Raw genomic sequence first — 21,632 nt, forward strand, 5'->3', positions numbered from 1 at the left:
CTGTAACTCAGCGGCTTCAATCCAAAGCCACTGCCAACATCCAGGCAAACGATTCCCGCCAGAGAGGAGGAGCCCGATGACCGCAGAAACCCACGCTCTCCCCGCCACCTTCAACGACTTCCTCGGCAACAGCACCGCCATCGAGCACCTTCGCACCGCCATCGCCGCCGGACGGCTTCCTCACTCCCTCATCCTCGCCGGCCCCAGTGGAGCAGGAAAGTACACCCTCGCCCTCATGCTTGCCATGGCCGTCGAGTGTCAGCGCCAGCCGCGCGATCTCTGGTCAAACGGGCAGTCTCTCGCCAGCTTTTGTGGCGTGTGTCCTAACTGCACCCGCATCGCTGGCGCCGCAAACCTTGAAGAGGAAGTAGACAAAGCTGTGGCCGCCCGCGAAGAGCTCCGCGAGACTGACAAAAAAGAGACCCGCGTCCTCATCCAGCCTCATCCCGACGTCCTCATTATTCCTCCCGATCCGCCACAACTTCTCATCAAACTCGGCCAGATCCGCACTGTCATCCAACGCGCCCACTACCTTCCCAGCGAGGCTCCGCGCAAGATCTTTATCCTCACTGCGGCGAACTTCATGAAAGAGGCCGCCAACTCCCTGCTCAAAGTGCTCGAGGAGCCGCCCGAGACGGTGCATATCATCATCCTCGCGGAGAACCCGGGCGAACTCCTCCCCACCATCCGCTCCCGCTGCGCGACAGTACGTCTCGGTGCACTGCCTGTGGAGGAGATCGAGATGCTCCTGACAGACCGCCGTCCCGACGTTCCTCCGAAGCAGCGCACCCTTATCGCTCGACTGGCTCAGGGAGCCGCAGGCAAAGCCCTAGGCTTCAACCTCGAAGCCTACAGCGCCGCCCGCGCCGACGCGCTCCTCTTCCTGCGTAACGCTGCCGCCGCGACCAGCGGCATAGCAGAGCCAGATCATACCGCCCTCTTCAAGATGACAGAGACATACCGAGCGGGAGCAGAGGGCCAGCAGAAGACCACAGCACTCCTCCGCAGCCTCTCCCTTCTCCTCGAAGATCTGCTTCTGTTAGGCGCAGGAACCCCTGAACTTCTACGCAACACTGACCTCCGCCCCGAACTGGATCGCCTGAGTGCTTCGCTCAGCTTCGCGTGGATCGAATCTGCATCCCGCAGCCTCGATCAGGTTCAAAGCGGCATGCGCCGTAATCTCCTCCGCAGTCTCTCCCTCGACTCCTTCGCCGGGCAACTCGCCGCAAGATGACCCAGCTGATCACGCAACGCCTCACTTCTTCCTCTGAGGACATCGTTCGCGCCGCCAGCATCCTGCGCAACGGGGGCACCGTAGCCTTCCCCACTGAAACGGTCTACGGCCTCGGAGCAAACGCACTCGAAACCGGCGCAATCGAGCGCATCTTCCTCGCGAAGGGCCGCCCCCACTGGGATCCCTTGATCGTTCACGTCAGCAGTCGCGCCATGCTGGACCAGGTCGCCACAGTCTCCGCGCAGGCAGAGCGTCTCATCGATACCTTCTGGCCCGGCCCCCTCACCTTGCTCCTTCCCCGGACAAACAATATCCCCGACACCGTCACGGCAGGCCGGCCTTTAGTAGGCGTTCGTATGCCTGCGCACCCTATCGCCCTCGCCCTCATCGAAGCCGCAGGGGTCCCACTCGCGGCACCCAGCGCCAACCGCTTTGGGCACACCAGCCCCACAACCGCGCTTCACGTCCTTCACGATCTTGACCACCGTATCGATGCAGTCATAGACGGCGGTTCTACCAAAGTGGGCCTCGAATCGAGCGTCCTCGATCCCAATCAGTCGCCCGCAGTCCTCTACCGTCCCGGCGCCATCACCGCCGCCATGATTCAACCTCTAACGGGTCCAGTGGTCCTCTATGAGCCTCCGCCCAAGTCGACTGCCGAACCGCAAAGCCTGCCATCGCCGGGCGTAGGCATCCGCCACTATGCCCCCCGCGCCCGCCTTGTCCTGGTCAACAGCGAAGCCGACCTGAACTCGAGACTCGCTGGCTCACTGATCTCGGACAAAGGCCGTATCGGGGTAATGCTCCCACAGGGCTGGACCATCGCAGATAGCTCCGTGGAGATCTTCCGTTGGAGTGCCATAGACGATCCCACCATCCTTGCACAGACTCTCTTTAGCGGACTGCGAGAGCTCGACAGCCGAGACGTCGCCATCATCTTCTGCCCGCTCCCCAGGCCTGAAGGCTTGGGACTCGCCATTCGCGATCGTCTGAAAAAAGCCGCCAGATCGGACTAGAAGTCTCGTTTTGCACCGCCCCCCAGCCGTATACTCCATCCATGCAAAGCTCTGAGATCGAACTTAAGTTCCCCGTCACTGATCCAGAAGCTCTCCAGACCCGCCTTCCCCAGCTTGGCTACCAGCTTGTAACGCCACGCACCTTCGAACACAACACCCTCTACGACACGGTCAGCCGCGACCTTCGCGCACGGAAGCAGATCCTCCGCCTTCGCCAATATGGCAATCTCTGCACCGTCACCCACAAGCGCCAGCCCGACCAGCAGGATCCAGTCGACACCACTCGTTATAAGATCCGCATAGAGACCGAAACCATCGTCGCCGAACGTGAAGCCTTGGGCGAGATCTTTCAACAACTCGGCTACGCACCGGCTTTCATCTACGAAAAGTACCGCACCGAGTGGTCGCACTCCTCAGGCCCTGATGACGAGATCACGGCTCATCTCGTCATCGACGAAACACCCATCGGCACCTACGCCGAACTTGAAGGTCCGACCAACTGGATCGACAAGACCCTCGTTGAACTAAACATCGACCCAGACACCTGTCTCACCGACAGCTACGGAAAGCTCTTCCTCGACTGGAAGCAACGCACCGGAAGCCTCGCCGAACATCTTACCTTCACCGAAATCACTTCTCCCCTGCTCTCCCTCCGCTAAAGCCTCTGCCCCTCCAGCCGATACTACCTCTGTATCCCGGAGGTCTTCTTTGGCAATCCCACTTCGCTCTTCGCGTCTCTTTCTTCTTGCCGTAAGCGTCGCCCTCTGTGCAGGCACTGCCTTCGCTGGCAACGTTCATCGTGGCATCGTCTCCCGTACAACCCCAGCCTACCCAGAGCTGGCGCGCCGCATGCACGTCGCTGGCAAAGTCGTCCTTCTGGTCACCATTCAGGCGGACGGAACCGTATCTGCTACCAAGGTAGAGTCAGGCCACGCTCTTCTCGCCGCGGCGGCACAGGACGCAGTGACCCACTGGCGCTTCACTCCAAACTCAGAGACCTCTGAGTCAGAGATCGAGGTCAACTTCAACATGGCAGATCAATAGCTCAGAGTGTCATCGCATCGAGTCGCAGTACGAGCCAGCCTTGTCCGTAAACTCCTGATCTGAACGAATCGTCTCCCCACGTCGCTACGAGGTTCTCATGCAACTGCAGTCGAAGATGTTCCTGAAGACCGGCGCCATCGTCGCCACCATCCTTCTCAGTGCTTGTATCGCCCACCGGTACATTGAGGAGGCCAACGCTCTCTCGAACATGGTCACGGAGAATCGCATCCCCGTCATCATGTCCAGCCGTGACATCCGATCGCACTTCACCGATACCATTCGTCTGCTCGAGTCCTACATGCTCTTTGGAGTCGATCCGAACTCGTCTGCTACCTACCGCAACGCCAGGCGCGAGCAGTTTATGCAGGCAGAAAGCTCCCTCTCTCTGCTCCGGGAGGAGAGTTCCCACTTTGATCTCGGCGCGGACGCCTCACGTATCATCGCGCTCGGCAACGATCTGGCGGAGCTAAAGATACTCGAAGAAAAGGTAGAGACTCTCAATGAGTCGAAGACACCGCAAGGCTCTGCGGCAGCATACGATACCTTGCAAAATCAGATTCTCCCTTTAGAAAAAACCCTCTTCGCCAACATCACAGAGATCGCGCAGACACAGACTCGCCTTGCCAATGAAGAGCAGACGCGGCTCCGCGAAGCCAACCACTTTACTCTCATCGTTCTCTGGCTCGGCACGGTGATCGCATCCCTCATCGGCATTACGGTCTCCGTGTATCTTGCCCGCAAGATCAGCAACGCTCTGAATCTTGTGATGACCCGAGCCGACGCGATTGCTTCAGGCGACCTCAGCGGCCAGCCGTTGGATCTAGACACGAATGACCAGACTGGTGCTCTCGCCAACGCCATCCAGAAGATGCAGTCCAACCTTGCAGGTATCATCGGCACCCTCGCCCAGACGGTCGGAACCATCACTGGCAGCGCAGCCACCATGGGTACAGCCAGCGACCAGATCCATCGCCGCATGGACCAGCAGAGCCAGCAGACCCAGCAGGCCGCCACCGCCATGCAGGAGATGTCTGCCTCTATCGCCGAGGTCTCCCGCCATACCCAGTCCGCAGCTGAAACAGCTCGCAATGCCGCTGAAACAGCCCGCGAAGGCGGCACCATCGTCAAACAGGTCTTGGGAAGCATGCACTCTATCGCGACTGCTGTCAGCGACACCTCGGCTACCGTCGGCCTCCTCGGCGACGACTCCCGCCGCATCAGCCAGATCGTCACCGTGATCGATGAGATCGCTCGCAAGACCAACCTCCTCGCCCTCAACGCCGCAATCGAAGCCGCTCGCGCTGGCGATCAAGGCCGTGGATTTGCCGTGGTAGCCGGAGAGGTGCGCCGTCTCGCAGAATCCACCGCGCAAGCTACTGGTGAGATCGCCAGCATGATCCAGGGCATTCAGGACCGCACCCTCACCGCCATCGCCAGCATGGAAAGCGGCACTGGAACCGTCCAGCAGGGCGTCATCACCACTACCCAGGCAGGCGAGGCCCTGGAGCGGATTATCGGGATGGCCGAACGTGTAGACCGCATGATCGCCCAGATCGCCATCGCAGCCTCTCAACAGACCGCGGCAGCCGATCAGTCCAGCGCCAACCTGCACGCCATCCACTCGCTGAGCCATGAAAACCTCAGCGAGATGGCCACCACCGCCGCTGGAATCGAATCGCTCCGCTCCACCGCCCTCACGCTCGAGCAGCAGGTCGATCGTTTCAGCCTCAACGCAGCGCCTGACTCAAGACTGGTTCGCATCGGAACCAACTCTAAGCGTCACGCCACCTTCCAACCAGCATGACCACACCAACGAAAAAGGCCGCATTACACCAAAACGTAACAGTAATAAAAACTGATAAACACGGATAAGAGCGACACTCCTATCGCCCTCATCCGTGTTTATCAGCTCCGATCACCGTTACGCCGTTAGCAAACTTCGGTTTAGAAGATCTGGAAGTTGACCTCTACGTTTAACTCAACCAGAACTGGCTTACCATTTTCCATCGCTGGCTTGAACTTGTACTGCTTCACGGCTTCCATCGCCTTCTCATCCAATCCCATACCCACGCCGCGGATCACCCGCACATGACTAGGATTGCCATTGGTGTCGACCCACAGGTTGACCAGAACATTGCCGGCAACCTTGGCCTTACGGGCTTCTTCGGAGAACTCCGGCTCTACCGAGAAGATCAGCACAGGCGCCGAAACGCCGCCGCCAATCCGCCTCGGTCCACCTCCAGTGTTTCCGCCCGAACCCGGCCCAATACCGGAACCATTCCCTGAGCCCAATCCCGTGCCGCTTCCATTTCCCATGGACATTCCCACCAGGGGCGAATTCGCTACCCCGATCTGCGGAATGCTGCTTGCCATCTTGACATCTTTCTGAACTTCAACCGTCGGTTCGATGTGAATCTTCGGCTCAACCAAAGGTGGCGCCTTAGGCGGCACAATCTGCGTATCGGCAAACTTGGGAGGAGTTCCCTTTGTAACCGGCGTAGGACCACGCTGTCCACCACCACCGCCCATCGCCTGGGCCTTGGGTGGAGCCTGCGGTGGAATCGAAAGCTCCGTCACCTGCACCGTCTTCACCGGAGCCGCAAACTGAACTTTCTTCGCCAGCAGAAACGCGATAAAGAGAATGATTAATCCATAGATCACCACGGCAGATCCTGTCGCAACCGGATTCTGCTTGGTCTTCATCAGGTCTACAACCGCGATCGGCTTTGACTCCAGCACCAGCGGCGGCAGCTTTACCGGAAAAAACACATCCCGCACGCTGCTCCAGAGTGAAGCGAAGACACCCTCTTCCTCGATCACCATGTCGCTATCAACCGGTTTCGACTCAAGTTGCAGTGGCGCCTCGTTCGATTTACTGAAGGCATCCCTAAGATTCCCGAAGAAAGACGTCCACATGGACCCATCGGTCTCTTCGTTCAGATTCGGAGCGTCAGCAGGCCTCAGAGTGGGAGCCTGTCTCTCGGGATCAATCTGCGGTGGTGGTGTCAATAAACTATTCGCCATAAATTGCTTTGCCTCAGTGCAGTGAGCCGCAGCCGCTGCACAACCACTTCAAAATCCTGCCCCGCTGCATCTGCTTACTTCTTCATACGTTCCAAAACGCAGGTCGGTTCTTCTTCAACGCTGGCAACTCCCGCCCGGCTTTAAAAACATTCTACAAACATTCACCGACCGGTGCTCGTTTCCTTGGACGCACCTACCCCGGGAATGTCTCCTTGGCACCCTGTTTGTTACCCCTCCGCCCCGTCTACAATAGAAGTTTGGTGCAAACTGCATCTTTGCTATCAGGAAGCAAGAGGAACGAATGGCGGAAGCAACCCAGGCAAAACCCGAACTCAAAGCGCTGAAGTCCACGCTCAACCTCCCGCAGAGCACCTTCCCCATGAAGGCCAATCTGCCCCAGAACGAGCCTGCGCGCCTCGAAGCGTGGCAGCAGCAAGACTTATACTCCCAGATTCGTGCCGCCCGCGCCGGCCAGCCCAAGTACATCCTCCACGACGGCCCTCCCTACGCCAATGGAGCCATCCACCTCGGCCACGCCCTCAACAAGTGCATCAAGGACTTCGTTGTCAAAACCAAGACCATGGCCGGCTTCGACGCCCCCTACGTCCCTGGCTGGGACTGCCACGGCCTCCCCATCGAGATCAAAGTCGACGAGCAGCTAGGCCGAAAGAAACTCGAGATGGATCCCATCGCGGTACGTCGCGCCTGTCGCGAGTACGCGCAAAAGTACGTTGACCTCCAGCGTAGCCAGTTCGAGCGTATCGGCGTCTTCGGCCGCTGGAACGATCCCTACCTCACCATGAGCTTCGGCTACGAGGCCAGCATCGTCGAAACCTTCTACGACTTCTTCGAAAAGAAGTTCGTCTACAAAGGCCTCAAGCCGGTCTACTGGTGCATCCACGACCGCACCGCACTCGCCGAAGCCGAGGTCGAGTACGAACAGCACACCTCGCCCAGCGTCTACGTCCGCTACGCCCTCACCAGCGACCCGGCAATCATCGTCCCGTCGCTCGCTGGGACAAAAAATCTCTACACCATCATCTGGACCACAACCCCGTGGACCCTGCCCGCCTCGCAGGCCGTAGCCTTCAACCCATTCCTCGAATACGTAGCCCTAGCCTGCGAAGGCGGCACCTACATCGTCGCGCAAGCGCTCATGTCTTCCGTCATCACCCACTGCCGGCTGATGAGTGCGAAGAACCCCGCCGAGCCTGCGTCCCAAGCCGACATCGTCGCGGTCTTCACCGGCAACCACCTCGAGCACGCCACCTTCCATCATCCCTTCCTCGATCGCAGTATCCTTGGCGTCACCGCAGACTACGTCACCGCTGAGCAAGGCACCGGAGCCGTTCACACCTCACCAGCCCACGGCGTCGACGACTTCTACACCGGCCAGCGCTATCACCTCCCCGAGATCCAATACGTAGACAACGCCGGCAAGCAGCGTCACACCGACCTGCATGGCGGCCAGCCGGCCGAACCCTACGCCGACCTCACCGTCTTCAAATCCAACGCGCCCATCATCGAACTCCTCCGCGAGCGCGGCGCGCTCCTCAGCGACACCAGCTTCGAGCACTCCTACCCCCACTGTTGGCGCTGCCACAACCCTGTCATAGTCCGCGCCACAGAGCAGTGGTTCATCGGCATGGAAACCCCGATGATCACCGACGAAGGCACCCTCACCACCTTCCGCCAGCGCGCTCTCGACGAGATCAAAAAAGTCGTCTGGGACCCGGCCTGGGGCGAAGAGCGAATCTCCAACATGATCGCCACTCGTCCCGACTGGTGCATCTCACGTCAGCGCATCTGGGGCGTTCCCATCGCCGTCTTCCTCTGCGACAAATGCGGCGAGCCCCTCAACGAGCCCGCCGTCAACCAGAGCATCGTCAACCTCTTCAAAAAGGAGGGTGCCGACGCCTGGTACAGCCACGAAGCCGCAACGCTCCTCCCCGCCGGAACCGCCTGCGCAAGCTGTCATCACACAGAGTTCCGCAAAGAGATGGACATCCTCGACGTCTGGTTCGAGTCCGGCGCAAGCTGGCACGCCGTCCTCGATCTCGAGCCCGAACTCCACTCCCCCGCCGACCTCTACACCGAAGGCGGTGACCAGCACCGTGGCTGGTTCCACTCCTCCCTCCTTACCTCCGTCGCGGTCCGCAATCACGCACCCTACAAGATGGTCGCAACCTCCGGCTGGACCCTCGACGAACAAGGCCGCGCCTTCTCCAAATCCCTTGGCAACGGCGTCGATCCTGTAGACATCGCCAAGCGCCTCGGCGCGGAGGTCATCCGCCTTTGGGTAGCCTCCGTCGACTTCCGCGAAGACGTAGCCGCCAGCGAAAATCTCATGCAGCGCGTCAGCGACAACTACCGCAAGCTGCGCAACACCCTACGCTTCCTCCTTGGCAACATCCACGACTTCGACCCCGCGACCGACGCAATCACCTTCGCCAACCTGCAGCCGCTCGACCAGTACATCCTCACCCGCACCGCCGAGCTCGACGCCAAAATCCGCGCCGCCTACGACGACTTCGAGTTCCACCGCGCCTATCACGCTCTCAACGAGTACGTGAACACCGACCTCAGCGCGCTCTACCTCGACGTCCTCAAAGACCGCCTCTATACCTTTGCCCCCAACCACCCCGGCCGCCGCAGCGCACAAACCGCTCTCTGGCGCATCGCCGAAACCCTCACCCGCCTCATCGCCCCCATCCTCAGCTTCACCGCCGACGAGGTCTGGACCCTCCTGCCACCCTCAACAAACCGTGAGCCCAGCGTCCACCTCGCTCTCTTCCCCTCCATGACCGAGATCATCCCCGGCAGCACCCGCCAACTAGAAGAAGACTGGGACCAGCTTCTCACCCTTCGCGACGAAGTCCTCAAGGTTCTCGAAGAGGCGCGCACGGCGAAGACCATCAGCAACAAACCCTCCGAGACCCAGATCATCCTCGGCTGGCTCAACAGCATCGCCGAACGCCCAAACCCAGTCTTCGAGCAATACAAATCCATCCTTCCCGAGCTTTTCGGCGTAGCTCAGGTTGAAATCTCAAACGCGATTATCACCGAAGGCAACGTAGAAAAAGGAGCCTTCTACGTGCAGGCCAAACCAGCAGCAGGCCACAAGTGTGAGCGCTGCTGGCGCTTCACCGAAGACGTAGGCAACGAAGCCAGTTATCCAACTGTCTGCCTTCGCTGCGCCGATGCCCTCGAAGCCATCCACTTCCCGCCCTATGTGGCACCACCCAGCAACCCCACGGAGCCGCAAGCCTGATCATGTCCTCAACGAACAAGACAACTTATGAAGCCGCAACTCCGGTCCAAGAAACCACCTCGCGCGATCAACGCGGGCTAGCGTTCGCCATCGCCGCGGCAGTCGTCATACTCGATCGCATCACCAAATACATCGTCGTCCAGCAACTCCCGAATGGGCAGGCCCAAACCGTCATCCCAAGTGTCTTCCGCATCACCGATGTCCACAACACCGGCGCCGCCTTCAGCATGTTCGCTGAATCCGCGTTGCCTGACACCGTCCGCTACATCCTCATTGCATTCTCCGTCATCGCTGTGGTCGTCCTTCTCGGCATGCTCTGGCGTGTAGGGCGGATCCTCTCTCTTAGCTCGGCAGCCCTTGCGCTCATACTCGGAGGAGCCTTCGGCAACCTTTACGATCGGGTCCGCTACCGTTATGTCATCGACTTCCTCGAGGTTCATCTGGGGAACTACCACTGGCCCGACTTCAACGTTGCCGACAGCTGCATCGTCATCGGCGCATGCCTTCTCTTCATCGAAATCTTCCGCCCACAACCGTCTGACAACTGAGAACTGAGCCCTGACAACTGTCTCTATGAATGACCAGATCACAATTCGCGGCGCACGAACCCACAACCTCAAGGGCATTGACGTCGATATCCCGCACAATGCCCTCACCGTCGTCTCCGGCGTCAGCGGCTCCGGAAAATCCTCACTCGCCTTCGACACCGTCTACGCCGAAGGCCAGCGCCGCTACGTCGAATCCCTCTCTGCTTACGCCCGTCAGTTCCTCGAACGCATCGAAAAGCCCGACGTCGACCATATGGACGGCCTAGCCCCCGCCATCGCCATCAAGCAAAAAAATCAGACCCGCAACCCCCGCTCCACCGTCGCCACCGCAACAGAAATCTACGACTACCTCCGCCTCCTCTACGCCCGCTGCGGCACAGTCACCTGCCTCCACTGCGGCGGCATAGTCAAGCACGATACCGTAGACGAGATCATCACCACGCTCTTCTCCCTGCCAGAGGGCACCCGCACCTACGTCCTCTTCCCCATCGTTCGCGCCGAACTCAAACTCGAGCCGATGCAGCTGCCCACTGTCGAAGAGACGGCCGACGCGCCTAAACCTAAAAAATCCATTCCAAAGAAATCCGTCAAATCTGCGTCATCCGTGGTCGGTTTTTCCTCCATCACCGATGCGCTCAAAGAGCGCCTCACCGAGCTCCGCCGCCGTGGCTATAACCGTCTCTACCAGCAAATCGGCGATCAACCGGGCAGGATCGTCGAGTTCTCCACCCCCGAATCACTCCTCGAACTCGACTTCACCCAACCCATCTTCGCCCTCATCGATCGCCTCGCCATCAACCCTGACAGCCGTACCCGTATCGTCGATGCCATCGAGACCGGCTACCGAGAATCCGGCGAGGTCCAGTTTCACAGCTTGCTCAGCCAAGATAACGAGAACCCAGCGAAGTTGCGGTTCTCCGCCGCATTCGAGTGCACCACCTGCCATCGCGCTTACCGCGAACCCGAACCGCGACTCTTCTCCTTCAACAACCCCTACGGTGCCTGTCCGCGCTGCCAGGGCTTCGGCAACACCATCGACTTCGATCCCAATCTCATCATCCCCGACAAGTCGAAGACCCTCGACGATGGCGCCATCGCCCCCTGGACCACCACAAAATACCGCCCCCACCACGGCGAGATGAAGCGGGCCGCTAAAGCCGCAGGCATTCCCACTGACATCCCCTGGTTCGACCTCACGCCAGCGCAGCAAGCCTTCATCGAAGACGGCAACGGCACCTTCCCCGGTATTCGAGGCTTCTTCGCCGCTCTCGATCGTAAAAAATACAAACTCCACGTCCGCGTCTTTCTCTCGAAGTACCGCGGCTATGCTTTCTGCCCCGATTGCCGTGGTCAGCGCCTCCGCGCTGAAGCCCGTGCCGTCCTCATCAACAATCAGAACATCTGCGAGACCAGCGCCCTCACCATCACCGGTGCGCAAACCTTCTTCGACAATTTGCAACTCTCACCAGCACAATTAGAAGTAGCCGGAAAGATCCTCGAAGAGGTTCGCCAGCGCGTCCACTTCCTCCACCAGGTTGGCCTCGACTACCTCACCCTCGACCGCCTCAGCTCCACTCTCTCCGGCGGCGAAGCCCAGCGCATCCAGCTCGCGACCAGCTTAGGCTCCCGCTTAGTCGGCGCACTCTACGTCCTTGACGAGCCCAGCATCGGCCTCCATACCCGCGACACCGCCAAGCTCATCGGCATCATGAAAGATCTCCGCGACCTCGGCAACACCATCCTCGTCGTCGAGCACGATCCCGACGTCATCCGCGCAGCCGACCATCTCCTCGACCTCGGTCCCGGAGCCGGAGAGCTTGGTGGCCATCTCCTCGCCGCTGGTACCGTAGCCGAAGTTACCGCAAACCCAAACTCCATCACCGGGAAATATCTCTCCGGTCGCCTCACCATCCCTATCCCCAAGCACCGCCGCGAACCCGGTCGCGAACACCTGAAGCTCACCGGCGCCCGCATTCATAACCTCCGCGGTGTCGACATCGACATCCCTCTCGGCCTGCTCTGCTGTGTCACAGGAGTCTCCGGCTCCGGCAAATCCACCATCGTCCATCAGGTTCTCTACCGCGCCCTCATGCAATCCCTCGGGCAAACCGAAGGTGCCGATCCCGCGCACCTCTACCGCGAACTCTCCGGGACCCAGCACATTAACGACGTCATCCTAGTCGACCAGTCTCCCATCGGCCGCACCCCGCGATCTAATCCGGTTACATATATCAAGGCTTTCGACGACATCCGCGCTCTCTTCGCCGCGCAACCCGACGCCAAGCGCCGGGGCTTCGGCCCCGGACACTTCTCCTTCAACGTCCCCGGCGGCCGCTGCGACGTCTGCGAAGGCGACGGCACCGTCACCGTCGAGATGCAGTTCCTCGCCGACATTGAACTTCCCTGCGAAGAATGTAACGGAACACGCTACAAATCATCTATCCTTGACATCCGCTATAAAGGCAAGAACATTCACGACGTTCTCAACATGACCGTCAAGGAAGCTCTCGTCTACTTCGCCGGTCATCCAAAGATCGTCGATAAACTCTACGTCCTCGACGAGGTCGGTCTCGGCTACGTCCGTCTCGGCCAGTCCGCCACCACCCTCTCCGGCGGCGAAGCCCAGCGCGTCAAACTCGCCTCGCACCTCGCCACCGCACGCAGCATCACCAACCGCAGCACCACTAACGAAGCCGCAGCAAAAGCTCGCAGCCGCACCCTCTATATCCTCGATGAGCCTACTACCGGCCTCCACTTCGACGACGTCGCTAAGCTCCTTGCTGCCTTCCGCAAGCTCATCGAAGGCGGCGGCTCCCTCCTCGTCATCGAACACAATCTCGACGTCATCAAATCAGCCGATTGGGTCATCGACATGGGCCCTGAGGGCGGAAGCGGTGGCGGTCAGATCGTCGCCACGGGCACCCCCGAAGAGATCGCCGCCAACCCTGCCAGCCATACCGGACATTGGCTCGCTCCTGTCCTCAACCTCCCCGTATCCAAAGCAGAACCGGAACTCCAGGTCACAGCATGAAGCTCGCCCCTCAGTGCCTGTTCCCATCTCTTCACAAGCCAAACCCTTCACTCCCAGACAAAGCGAAGATAAGCGCCAACCGCCTTTTGCCTTCGTCCCTTCTCTTGCTCTTACTTCTCTCGCTCGGATCAATCGCACAGGCCCAGCTGCCCGCCGGCGCCATCGATACGACTGCTCCACCCCGGACGGCACCCCAGGATCCTCTTCGCGCTCAGGCAAACGAAGCCCTCGACAAGCAGGATTACCCCACTGCGCTCAAACTTCTGACCACGCTCGCGGAAACCCCCCCCACAGACGCCCATCTCCTCTACGACCTCGCCTTCGCTCAGGACGCCCTCGATCAGACCACCGCAGCCGAGGCGACCTACCGTCGGTCCGCTGCTGCCGATCCTACCTACTTTGACCCCCACCTTGCCCTCGGCCTCCTCCTGGCTCGCAGCGGCAGACTGTCAGACGCTCACAGCCAACTCCTCACCGCTACCACCCTTAGCACAGACAACCCAGCCCTCAAAGCCCGCGCATTCCGTGCCTTGGCTCGCATCGACCAGACCTCAAACCCATCGGCCGCCAGCGATGAGCTCCTCTCGGCCATCAAGATCTCCCCGGAGACTCCCGACGACATCCTCCTCTCCGGGGAACTCGCCGAAGCATCCGGCGACCCCACCGCAGCCGAGCTCGCCTACCGCCGCCTCCTCGCCGTCGACCCGCAAAATCACGACGCCACCGCCGCCCTTACCCATCTCCTTCTGCATCAACAGCGTCCGGACCAGGCAGAAGCCCTCCTCACCACGGCCCTTGCCAAAGACCCCGACAATCCCACCCTCAACGCCCAGCTCGCAAGCCTCTATGAGCAGCAGGGAAAAACTGCCCAGGCCATCCCTCTCGCCGCCAAACTCCACGCCGCTCATCCCGAGGATCCCTCTATCACCCGCCTCCTCGCCCGGCTCTACAGTCGCAACCAGCAGTACGATCAGGCCGCGCCCCTTTATGCCGCTCTCCTGGCAAAATCCTCCCAGGATCCCACCCTGCTCGATGACAGCGCCGACGTGCAGATCCACCTCAAAAACTTCGCAGAAGCTGAGGTTCTCCTCAAGCGCGCCGTCGCCCAATCCTCTGCCTTCCCCACGAAAGAGGACCTCGGCCAGGCCGCCAGCCATCTCGCCTTCGCCGCCTCCGCCAATAACGACCCAACAACGACCTTGCAAGCGCTGACTATTCGTGGTACAGTCCTGCCACAGTCACCGTCGTCCCTGTTTCTCTCGGCAACTGCGCACGACAAACTGCACCACACCAAACAGGCGACCGACCTGTACAAGCAGTTCCTCTCCGTGGCAAACGGCCAGTTTCCGGACGAGGAGTGGGAGGCCCGCCACCGTCTCCTCACCCTCGAACACCTGAAGTAGGCAAGCGCTCCCTTCGAGGTGCGTTATGAAATCGATCCTCCGCATCACGGCTCTTCTCTCCCTGCCTCTGCTCCTTTCGCTCCCAACACCCGCACGCGCCGCCTCGGTCGACGAAAACCTTCCCGATGCCCAGGCTCTTATGCAGCTCGAGCTGCGCGCCCAGCAGGCCAACCCACGCGACCAGTGCTTCCTTTACACGGAGCTCGTCCACGTCATGACAGAGATGGCCGGCAAACAGATGCTCGACGGAGATGTGGATCAGGCCAGCGCCACGCTCAAAAAAGTCAACGCCTATGCCCAGCTCATCCACATGGATCTCGCCAGCAACACCAAGCGCCTCAAGAACGCCGAGTTACTGATGCACCACACCTCCTACCGTCTCAGCGAATATCTCCATAAGGCCTCCAGCGAAGATCGCGACACCCTGAACGCGACTCTCAAGCAGCTCGATCAGGTCCACGACGAGCTCCTCGCTCAGGTCTTCAAACACTAGGAACCAATGCTCCGTAGGCTCTCGATCGTCCTCCTCCTGCTGTCATTCGCTCTGCCTCTCCACGCTCAGCGCCCTGAAGCCGCACTCTCCGACGGCGAAGTCGAGCAGTTGCGTGAATCCGCCTACTTCCCCAGCGACCGCGTCCTTCTCTTCGTTAAACTCCTCGACACCCGCAACAAATCTATTCAGGATCTCTACGCCCATCCGCGCAAACCCGGCCGCGAACAGGACACCCACGATCTGCTGGAGCAGTTCACCTCTATCGCAGACGAGCTGAACGACAACCTCGACGACTATGGGCCTCGTCACCGCGACATCCGCAAGGCCCTCCCCAAGCTTCTCGAAGCCACCGAGCGTTGGTCTTCCAATCTGAAGTCTCCACCGGACAACGAGGCCTATAATGTCTCCCGCAGACTAGCCCTCGAAGCCATTCGCGACCTTCGCGAGCAGGCAACGCAGCTCCTTGAAGACCAGAAGACCTGGTTCCTCGCCCATCCTCCGCCAAAAGAAAATAAAAACGCCCCCATCGATATGCCTCGATGAAGCCGTCCTCGATATTCTGCAGCAGCTAGCGCAACCCACCCTGTCATAAAACTCTTCCGGACGAGCCCCGCACAAGAAATATCGTGTGCGGGGATTAGGTGTTTCTGGCATAATTCCCCTACTTTCTTATCGCTGCCGGAAGTGTCTTCACATCGTCAGGGATAAGAGATCGGGCCCATGCACTGACACAGCCTCCGCATTGGAGCCCTATGAGCAACATCAACGGCAAAGTCTACGCGATGAACGTCATCACACCGATGAAGCCGTGGAAGACAGGTCTCCTTCGGATCCTCTTCTTTGCGCTCTGGCATATCAAGCCTATGCAGAAGGATCTCATCAACCTCTCCTTCATCGAGTTCGCTCGTTGGGTCATCGTCCCGCGCAGAAGTTTTCCCTTCCTGGCACAGGGACAGGTCCCGGAGGATCTGCAGTACGACTACCTCCTCTTCTTCAGCAACTTTAATGGCACCTGGAATCAGTACATCGACGCCTTCTCCTCCGTGCTCAGCCGCGGCTTAAATCTCATCTGGCGCTGGAGTGAGAAGTTTCCCGGCTCGGTCCCCATCACGCCATTCAAGGAATACATCGCTCAGGTTCAGTTCGACACCGACTACTACTACACCGCTTACCCCTACGCCGCCGCAAACGACCTCAAAGCCGCACACATCGTTCAATCCTCCCTTGATCAACTCGCGGCACAGGCACAGACATCCACACCTCAACAGTTCGCTGAGGCCTACCTGCAGTTTGTTGTTCGGGTGCAGACGCATCTTGGAAATACTGGCGAAGCTCCCGTTGTCTCATAACAAAGCCAGAGAAAGCAGCCATGCCTAACCAGAACGGTAAAGTTTACGGCCTGACCATCCTTTCGCCCATCATCGATGACGAGCAAGTTACGCCTTCTCATGACCTCCAGATCCGCAACTATCTCGCCCAACTCCCCATCGACGAGCAGAGCCCCTTCGCTCTGGCTCCTGGCACCCACCTCGCTCGCCTCGTCGTCATGGACGATGTCATCTACGTCGGCATGCCTGCATGCGAGGAACACCTCAAGTCGAAGTACCTCATCTTTGAGTCGAACTGCGACGGCGATCTCACCAGTTACCTCACAGGCCTTGCCGCCACCATTCCAGAGCACCTGAATGCAATCTGGATCCACTGCGTTGGCTACCCCGGAACCACCAACCTGCAAGCTTTCCTCAACTACATGAAATCCTGCCAGATCGATACGACCTTTTTCTTTGCAGCCGTAAACGACAAATCGGTTCCGGAGACTCTCCGGGCGTTGCAGACTCAGCATGCCGTCGCCGACTTCATCGCTAACCATCAAGGTACGGATCCTACTCTCCTGCAATCCGACTTCATCCAACTTCTGGCTGACCTCAAATCCATGCCCCTGCAAAAAGCTGGTGCTATGGCCCCGGACCGCGACCTCAAGACAGGCGGGCGCAATGAGTAAGTTGAACGAAACCGATATTCAGGGCTTCGTCCTGCGCGGCTACAACATGCCATTTGCACGATACCTATTCCTTCGCTTTGAAGATGCAGGCCGTGCGGCAACCTTCATCCACCGTCTTCTGGGCGAGGTCACCACCGGCCAGCGCTGGGACTCAGGCAAGCCCCTGAGCACAGTCAACATAGCCTTCACTCACCTCGGGCTGTCAGCGCTGGAGCTGCCCGACGCCACTCTGCTAAGCTTCCCCGTTGAGTTTCAGCAAGGCATGAAGAAGCGCGCCGCGATACTCGGCGACACTGGCCGTAACGCACCCGAATCTTGGGACGAGATCTGGCGTGAGGATCGTGTCCACGCGTGGCTTGGCGTCAATGCCGTATCGCTGGACGCTCTGAACTCGCGCTGCGCCGACATGCTCACCCTGATGCGTGACACCGACGGAGTTATTCTGCTCGACGCACAGGATGCCGCTGCTCTGGTAATCGACGGCGTCCCCACGACCAAAGAGCACTTCGGCTTTACCGACGGATTCGGCAACCCTGACTATCTGGGCGTCGAGCGCAGCTCTCAACCGGGCCAAGGCAAACTCAACTCGAATGGCACCTGGGCTCCCCTTGCAACAGGAGAACTTCTCCTGGGCTACGCCGACGAGGCCGGCGAACTCCCCGTGGCGCCCGTGCCCCATATTCTCGCCAGCAACGGAACCTTCATGGTGTACCGCAAGCTCCACCAGAATCTCGCAACCTTCCGCAGCTACTTGAACGATCACGCCCCGTTTTACGCTGGAGGCAAAGAAAAGCTTGCAGCCAAATTCATTGGTCGATGGCGAGACGGGACACCCATCGAGCTCTCGCCCGACCAGCCCGATCCGTCCATCACGCAGGACCCGGCCCGCAGCACGAACTTCACCTTTGGTGCCGATCCCGAAGGGGTTCGCTGCCCCGTAGGGGCTCACATGCGCCGCGTCAATCCTCGTGACGCCTTCGGTTTTGACGGCAAACTCATCAATCGCCGACGCATCACCAGACGCGGCCTTCCCTACGGAGTCTGGACTCCGGAAGGCGAATCCGTCACCGACTCCGACGAGCGCGGCGTCATCTTTATCGCACTCAACGCAGACTTCTCGCGGCAGTTCGAGTTTGTTCAACAGCAGTGGATCAACTACGGCAACGATGCCCGTCTGGGTAACGAGAAGGATCTGCTTATGGGAAATCACACCGGCCACGGCAGGTTCGTTGTGCAGGGAGACACCACTCCAACCAATCCTCCCTTTGTCTGCAGCAACCTTCCGAGCTTCGTAGAGCTACGCGGGGGAGGGTACTTCTTTCTACCCAGCATTACCGCGCTGGGAATGATCGGGATGGGCCTGGTCGACCCGCGCTGAACCGTGCCGAACCTCGAACAAGAACAGCCTGACGTGTACCCTCAACGCTACGTTCGCAACTCAGACTCTCTCTTATAAAATTGTCCTTGTGCAAAGCTATCTTTGCCCACCGAAGCTCTTTTTTGATCTAAGGACAAGCCCTGAACCCACCGAAGCATTCCGGCCCCTCACCCCTGCGCCAGTTCCTGCAGCTCTTCTCCTCGTCCGCAACGCCGTCTCTCTTTCCACCCCACGAGATCCACCCGCCCGCCGCGCCCTCACTCAACCCGCGTGCACCAAGAAAGCCTCGCGCCGCTAAGCCAAAGCTCACCGCCTCAACTTCACTCGTGGCTGTCTTCGAAGAGCAATACCGCGAACTGCGTCCCCGCGCCCCCATCCCTCCGCTCGACATCCGCTTCCGTCGCTTCACCTCGCTCAACACCACTATTCGCCTGCGCGAAGGCCGTCTGCACGTCCGCCTCTCTGATCTGCTCGAGCCAGCCCCCGAGGCCGTTCACCACGCTATCGCTCACATCCTCCTCGCCAAGCTCTACCGAAAGCCCATCGCGGCCACTCACGCCGACCGCTACCGCCGCCATGTCTCCTCCGAAGCCGTCTCCCGTCAGGCGGAGCACATCCGTCAGACCCGTGGCCGCAAGCGCCTCTCCGCTCCCACCGGCCACCACTACGATCTCAACGAAGTCTTTGAGTCTCTCAACACCCGGTTCTTCCATGGCCTCCTCGGCCGCCCCACTCTAACCTGGAGCGCTCACCACGCCCGCCGCATGCTCGGCCACTACGATGCCGCTCACAACACCATCGTCGTCAGCCGCGTCTTCGATCGTCCCGACACCCCACGCTGCGCTATCGAATACCTTCTTTATCACGAGATGCTTCACCTCAAGCACCCGGTCCGTGTCAAAGCTGGCCGCCGCTGCGTCCACTCCCGCGAGTTCCAGGCGGAAGAGCGTCTCTTCCCTGAACTGGAAGCTGCGAAGGCCTACCTCAAGCGCCTGTAAATCCTTCCCCCTCAGTCTTCAAACCTCAAAATTTCATGCTGGAGCACAGATCCCCCGTGCTACGATTCCGCAACGCAAAGAGTGCGCATCCCGTGGCGCTCGAACGTGCATTGCTTCACTCGCAAAGGGCTCCAGTATTTTGCCGCACGAAGTTCAATACCTCAGAAAGAACAGGTATCCACCATGCATCTCTCCAAGCGTGCAGTAGCAGAGTTCTTCGGTACCTTCTGGCTTGTCTTCGGCGGCTGTGGCAGCGCCGTTCTCGCAGCTGCGTTCCCCACCCTCGGCATCGGCTTCGTCGGAGTCTCTCTCGCCTTCGGCCTCACGGTCCTCACCATGGCCTTCGCCATCGGACACGTCTCCGGCTGTCACCTCAACCCAGCCGTATCCGTCGGCCTCGTCGTAGGCAAACGCTTCCCTATCGCCGAACTCCCCGCCTACGTCGTCGCTCAGGTCTTAGGAGCCATCGCTGGCTCAGGCGTCCTCTACCTCATCGCCAGCGGCAAACCCGGCTTCTCTCTCGCCGGAGGATTTGCCTCAAACGGCTACGCCGACCACTCTCCCGGCGGCTACTCGCTCCTCGCCTGCTTCGTGGCCGAGGTAGTCCTCACCGCCTTCTTCCTTCTCGTTATCCTCGGTTCCACCGACGAGCGCGCACCCAAAGGCTTCGCCCCCATCGCCATCGGTCTCTGCCTCACGCTGATTCACCTCATCAGCATTCCGGTCACAAACACCTCGGTCAACCCAGCTCGAAGCACCGGTCCGGCGATCTTTGTCGGAGGATGGGCACTCAGCCAGCTCTGGCTCTTCTGGGTAGCACCCATTCTTGGCGCAATCCTCGGTGGACTTATCTCCACCGTCTTCTTCGCCGCCCCTCAGCCACCCCTCCGCGAAGAGATGGCCCGCGATCGCCCATAGTTTTACCTGAGGTGAGCTCGTTCCTCTACGAGCTCACCTCAACCACTGGCGCCACCACCACACTGCCCCGCCGCGTCGCCACCATCACAATCAATCCCACAACCACAGACCCCAGCGCCGCCACCTGCGCATTACTCATGCCCCAGTAGAGTCGCGGATTGACCCGGACAAACTCCACCAGAAATCTCGCGATTCCACTCAGGAAAAGATATAGCCCGGTCATCCAGCCAAGCGGCCTCGCCTTCCGTCCAAGCTGCCACAGCAGCCAGCCCAAGGCCATCGCAAAGAGAAACTCGTAGATCGGTGTCGGCTGGACCAGGGCATCCGGCGGCGTCGGCAGCACCAGAGCATTCTTCGCCATGTGCACTCCCCATGGCAGCGTCGTGTTGATCCCGTAGTCGCCATCGCCGGAGGTCAGACATCCGATACGGCCCACACCATAGCCGATCGCAGCTGCGGGAGCCGCAAGGTCCAGCATCCGCACAGCTGCCTTGCCTGAACTCAATCCGTCCGGCCGCGCCAGGCGGCCCTGCCACATCAGCATGGCGATACCGGCCAGCATCCCGCCAAACCATGCAAACCCTGCTTGAAACCAGTGCAAAAAATCCATCGCCACTGCAAACGGCCGATGCCAGCCCGGCGCAATAATCTGCCTGTACGCCGCATACAGATCCGCCGGATTCTGCAGCTCGTGCCAGGCCTTCGCGCCCAGCACGCCAGCAATCACCACAAACGCCACCACGTTCAGCGCATCGGCATCTACGCCGTTGCGAACAAAATTCTTGTGCAGCACCACCGTCGCGGCCACTGCGGCCAGCCACAATAACAGCCCAAACGTACCCAGATGAATCGGGCCAATATCAATATAGGGAAACATAATCCTCGCTCTCTTAAAGTATAGCGGCCTTTGCCTCAGCTCCCTATTCGCGTTAGCCTATCCTTTATGTCCACAAGCACGCCCGTCTTCCCCCCCGCCTCAGGTATGGAGATCCTCTTCTCCAAGCAGCAAATTGCCGACCGTACCCGCGAAATCGGCGCTCAAATATCAGCTGACTACCATGGTCAATCCATCGTCCTCATCGGCGTCCTCAAAGGTGCTGCGATCTTCCTCGCCGATCTCGCCCGCGCCATCCAGGTCGACAACACCTTCGACTTCGTTGCAGTCTCGAGCTATGGCCGTGCCCGCGTGTCCTCCGGCGCCGTCAAGCTCATCAAGGACATTGACAATCCCATCGAAGGCAAGCACGTCATCATCGTCGAAGACATACTCGA

Annotated in this window: 19 protein-coding genes; 17 read left to right on the forward strand and 2 right to left on the reverse strand. The window is 59.8% G+C overall.

Translation table 11 applies throughout. The features are described 5' to 3' along the window. Positions 1-76 precede the first annotated feature (76 nt). The 5 genes from GSQ94_RS13170 (at position 77) to GSQ94_RS13190 (ending at position 5,098) form a co-directional block, all read left to right on the forward strand. On the forward strand, positions 77-1,234 hold the full coding sequence (locus GSQ94_RS13170) for a DNA polymerase III subunit (protein ID WP_158944342.1): 1,158 nt from the start codon (positions 77-79) through the stop codon (positions 1,232-1,234). After that, positions 1,231-2,250, forward strand: a complete 1,020-nt coding sequence (locus GSQ94_RS13175) for an L-threonylcarbamoyladenylate synthase (protein ID WP_158944343.1) — start codon at positions 1,231-1,233, stop codon at positions 2,248-2,250. The genes GSQ94_RS13170 and GSQ94_RS13175 overlap by 4 nt, the downstream gene beginning before the upstream one ends. A 41-nt stretch (positions 2,251-2,291) precedes the next feature. Further along, on the forward strand, positions 2,292-2,909 hold the full coding sequence (locus GSQ94_RS13180) for a class IV adenylate cyclase (RefSeq protein ID WP_158944344.1): 618 nt from the start codon (positions 2,292-2,294) through the stop codon (positions 2,907-2,909). A gap of 49 nt (positions 2,910-2,958) precedes the next feature. Then, positions 2,959-3,294, forward strand: coding sequence for an energy transducer TonB (locus tag GSQ94_RS13185; RefSeq protein ID WP_158944345.1), 336 nt, complete (start codon positions 2,959-2,961; stop codon positions 3,292-3,294). A 97-nt stretch (positions 3,295-3,391) separates the two neighbouring features. After that, entirely contained in the window at positions 3,392-5,098 is a 1,707-nt protein-coding gene (locus GSQ94_RS13190) for a methyl-accepting chemotaxis protein (protein WP_158944346.1), read from the forward strand. Positions 5,099-5,238: 140 nt separating this feature from the next. On the opposite strand, the gene GSQ94_RS13195 is transcribed toward GSQ94_RS13190, so the two are convergent. Next, positions 5,239-6,318: an energy transducer TonB gene (locus GSQ94_RS13195; protein WP_158944347.1), complete on the reverse strand. Its 1,080-nt coding sequence runs from the start codon at positions 6,316-6,318 to the stop codon at positions 5,239-5,241. Positions 6,319-6,619: 301 nt separating this feature from the next. Between GSQ94_RS13195 and ileS the strand changes: the two genes are divergently transcribed. The 11 genes from ileS (at position 6,620) to aqpZ (ending at position 20,360) form a co-directional block, all read left to right on the forward strand. Then, positions 6,620-9,589 carry an isoleucine--tRNA ligase gene (gene ileS, locus GSQ94_RS13200; RefSeq protein WP_158944348.1) on the forward strand — a complete coding sequence of 990 codons (2,970 nt, stop codon included), beginning with the start codon at positions 6,620-6,622 and terminating at the stop codon, positions 9,587-9,589. Positions 9,590-9,591: 2 nt separating this feature from the next. Next, positions 9,592-10,137: a signal peptidase II gene (lspA, locus tag GSQ94_RS13205; RefSeq protein WP_158944349.1), complete on the forward strand. Its 546-nt coding sequence runs from the start codon at positions 9,592-9,594 to the stop codon at positions 10,135-10,137. Between the two features lie 25 nt (positions 10,138-10,162). Next, a complete protein-coding gene (gene uvrA, locus GSQ94_RS13210; RefSeq protein WP_158944350.1) occupies positions 10,163-13,168 on the forward strand; it encodes an excinuclease ABC subunit UvrA in 3,006 nt (1,001 codons plus the stop codon). Between the two features lie 86 nt (positions 13,169-13,254). After that, positions 13,255-14,571 (forward strand): lipopolysaccharide assembly protein LapB, encoded by a 1,317-nt coding sequence (locus GSQ94_RS13215; protein ID WP_254063857.1) that lies wholly within the window; start codon positions 13,255-13,257, stop codon positions 14,569-14,571. A gap of 25 nt (positions 14,572-14,596) precedes the next feature. Beyond that, a complete protein-coding gene (locus tag GSQ94_RS13220; RefSeq protein WP_158944352.1) occupies positions 14,597-15,064 on the forward strand; it encodes a hypothetical protein in 468 nt (155 codons plus the stop codon). 6 nt (positions 15,065-15,070) lie between these two features. Further along, the gene (locus GSQ94_RS13225) at positions 15,071-15,607 is read left to right on the forward strand and encodes a hypothetical protein (protein ID WP_158944353.1); all 537 of its coding nucleotides are present in this window, start codon (positions 15,071-15,073) and stop codon (positions 15,605-15,607) included. Positions 15,608-15,816: 209 nt separating this feature from the next. Further along, positions 15,817-16,413: a hypothetical protein gene (locus tag GSQ94_RS13230; protein WP_158944354.1), complete on the forward strand. Its 597-nt coding sequence runs from the start codon at positions 15,817-15,819 to the stop codon at positions 16,411-16,413. A gap of 20 nt (positions 16,414-16,433) precedes the next feature. Beyond that, the gene (locus GSQ94_RS13235; protein ID WP_158944355.1) at positions 16,434-17,066 is read left to right on the forward strand and encodes a hypothetical protein; all 633 of its coding nucleotides are present in this window, start codon (positions 16,434-16,436) and stop codon (positions 17,064-17,066) included. Beyond that, complete coding sequence (locus GSQ94_RS13240; protein WP_158944356.1) at positions 17,059-18,444, forward strand: Dyp-type peroxidase; 1,386 nt, start codon at positions 17,059-17,061, stop codon at positions 18,442-18,444. The genes GSQ94_RS13235 and GSQ94_RS13240 overlap by 8 nt, the downstream gene beginning before the upstream one ends. A 326-nt stretch (positions 18,445-18,770) precedes the next feature. Then, positions 18,771-19,442 carry a M48 family peptidase gene (locus GSQ94_RS13245; protein ID WP_158944357.1) on the forward strand — a complete coding sequence of 224 codons (672 nt, stop codon included), beginning with the start codon at positions 18,771-18,773 and terminating at the stop codon, positions 19,440-19,442. Between the two features lie 183 nt (positions 19,443-19,625). Further along, positions 19,626-20,360 (forward strand): aquaporin Z, encoded by a 735-nt coding sequence (aqpZ, locus tag GSQ94_RS13250; protein WP_158944358.1) that lies wholly within the window; start codon positions 19,626-19,628, stop codon positions 20,358-20,360. A gap of 25 nt (positions 20,361-20,385) precedes the next feature. Here aqpZ and GSQ94_RS13255 read toward each other — a convergent pair whose 3' ends face one another. Continuing rightward, positions 20,386-21,237 carry a prolipoprotein diacylglyceryl transferase gene (locus GSQ94_RS13255; protein WP_158944359.1) on the reverse strand — a complete coding sequence of 284 codons (852 nt, stop codon included), beginning with the start codon at positions 21,235-21,237 and terminating at the stop codon, positions 20,386-20,388. Positions 21,238-21,303: 66 nt separating this feature from the next. On the opposite strand from GSQ94_RS13255, the gene GSQ94_RS13260 reads away from it, so the two are divergent. Beyond that, positions 21,304-21,632, forward strand: a 329-nt coding sequence (locus GSQ94_RS13260) for a phosphoribosyltransferase (protein ID WP_256369975.1), incomplete at its 3' end; no start/stop codon positions are given.

This window comes from Granulicella sp. S190, assembly GCF_009766095.1.
Classification (GTDB): Bacteria; Acidobacteriota; Terriglobia; order Terriglobales; family Acidobacteriaceae; genus Edaphobacter.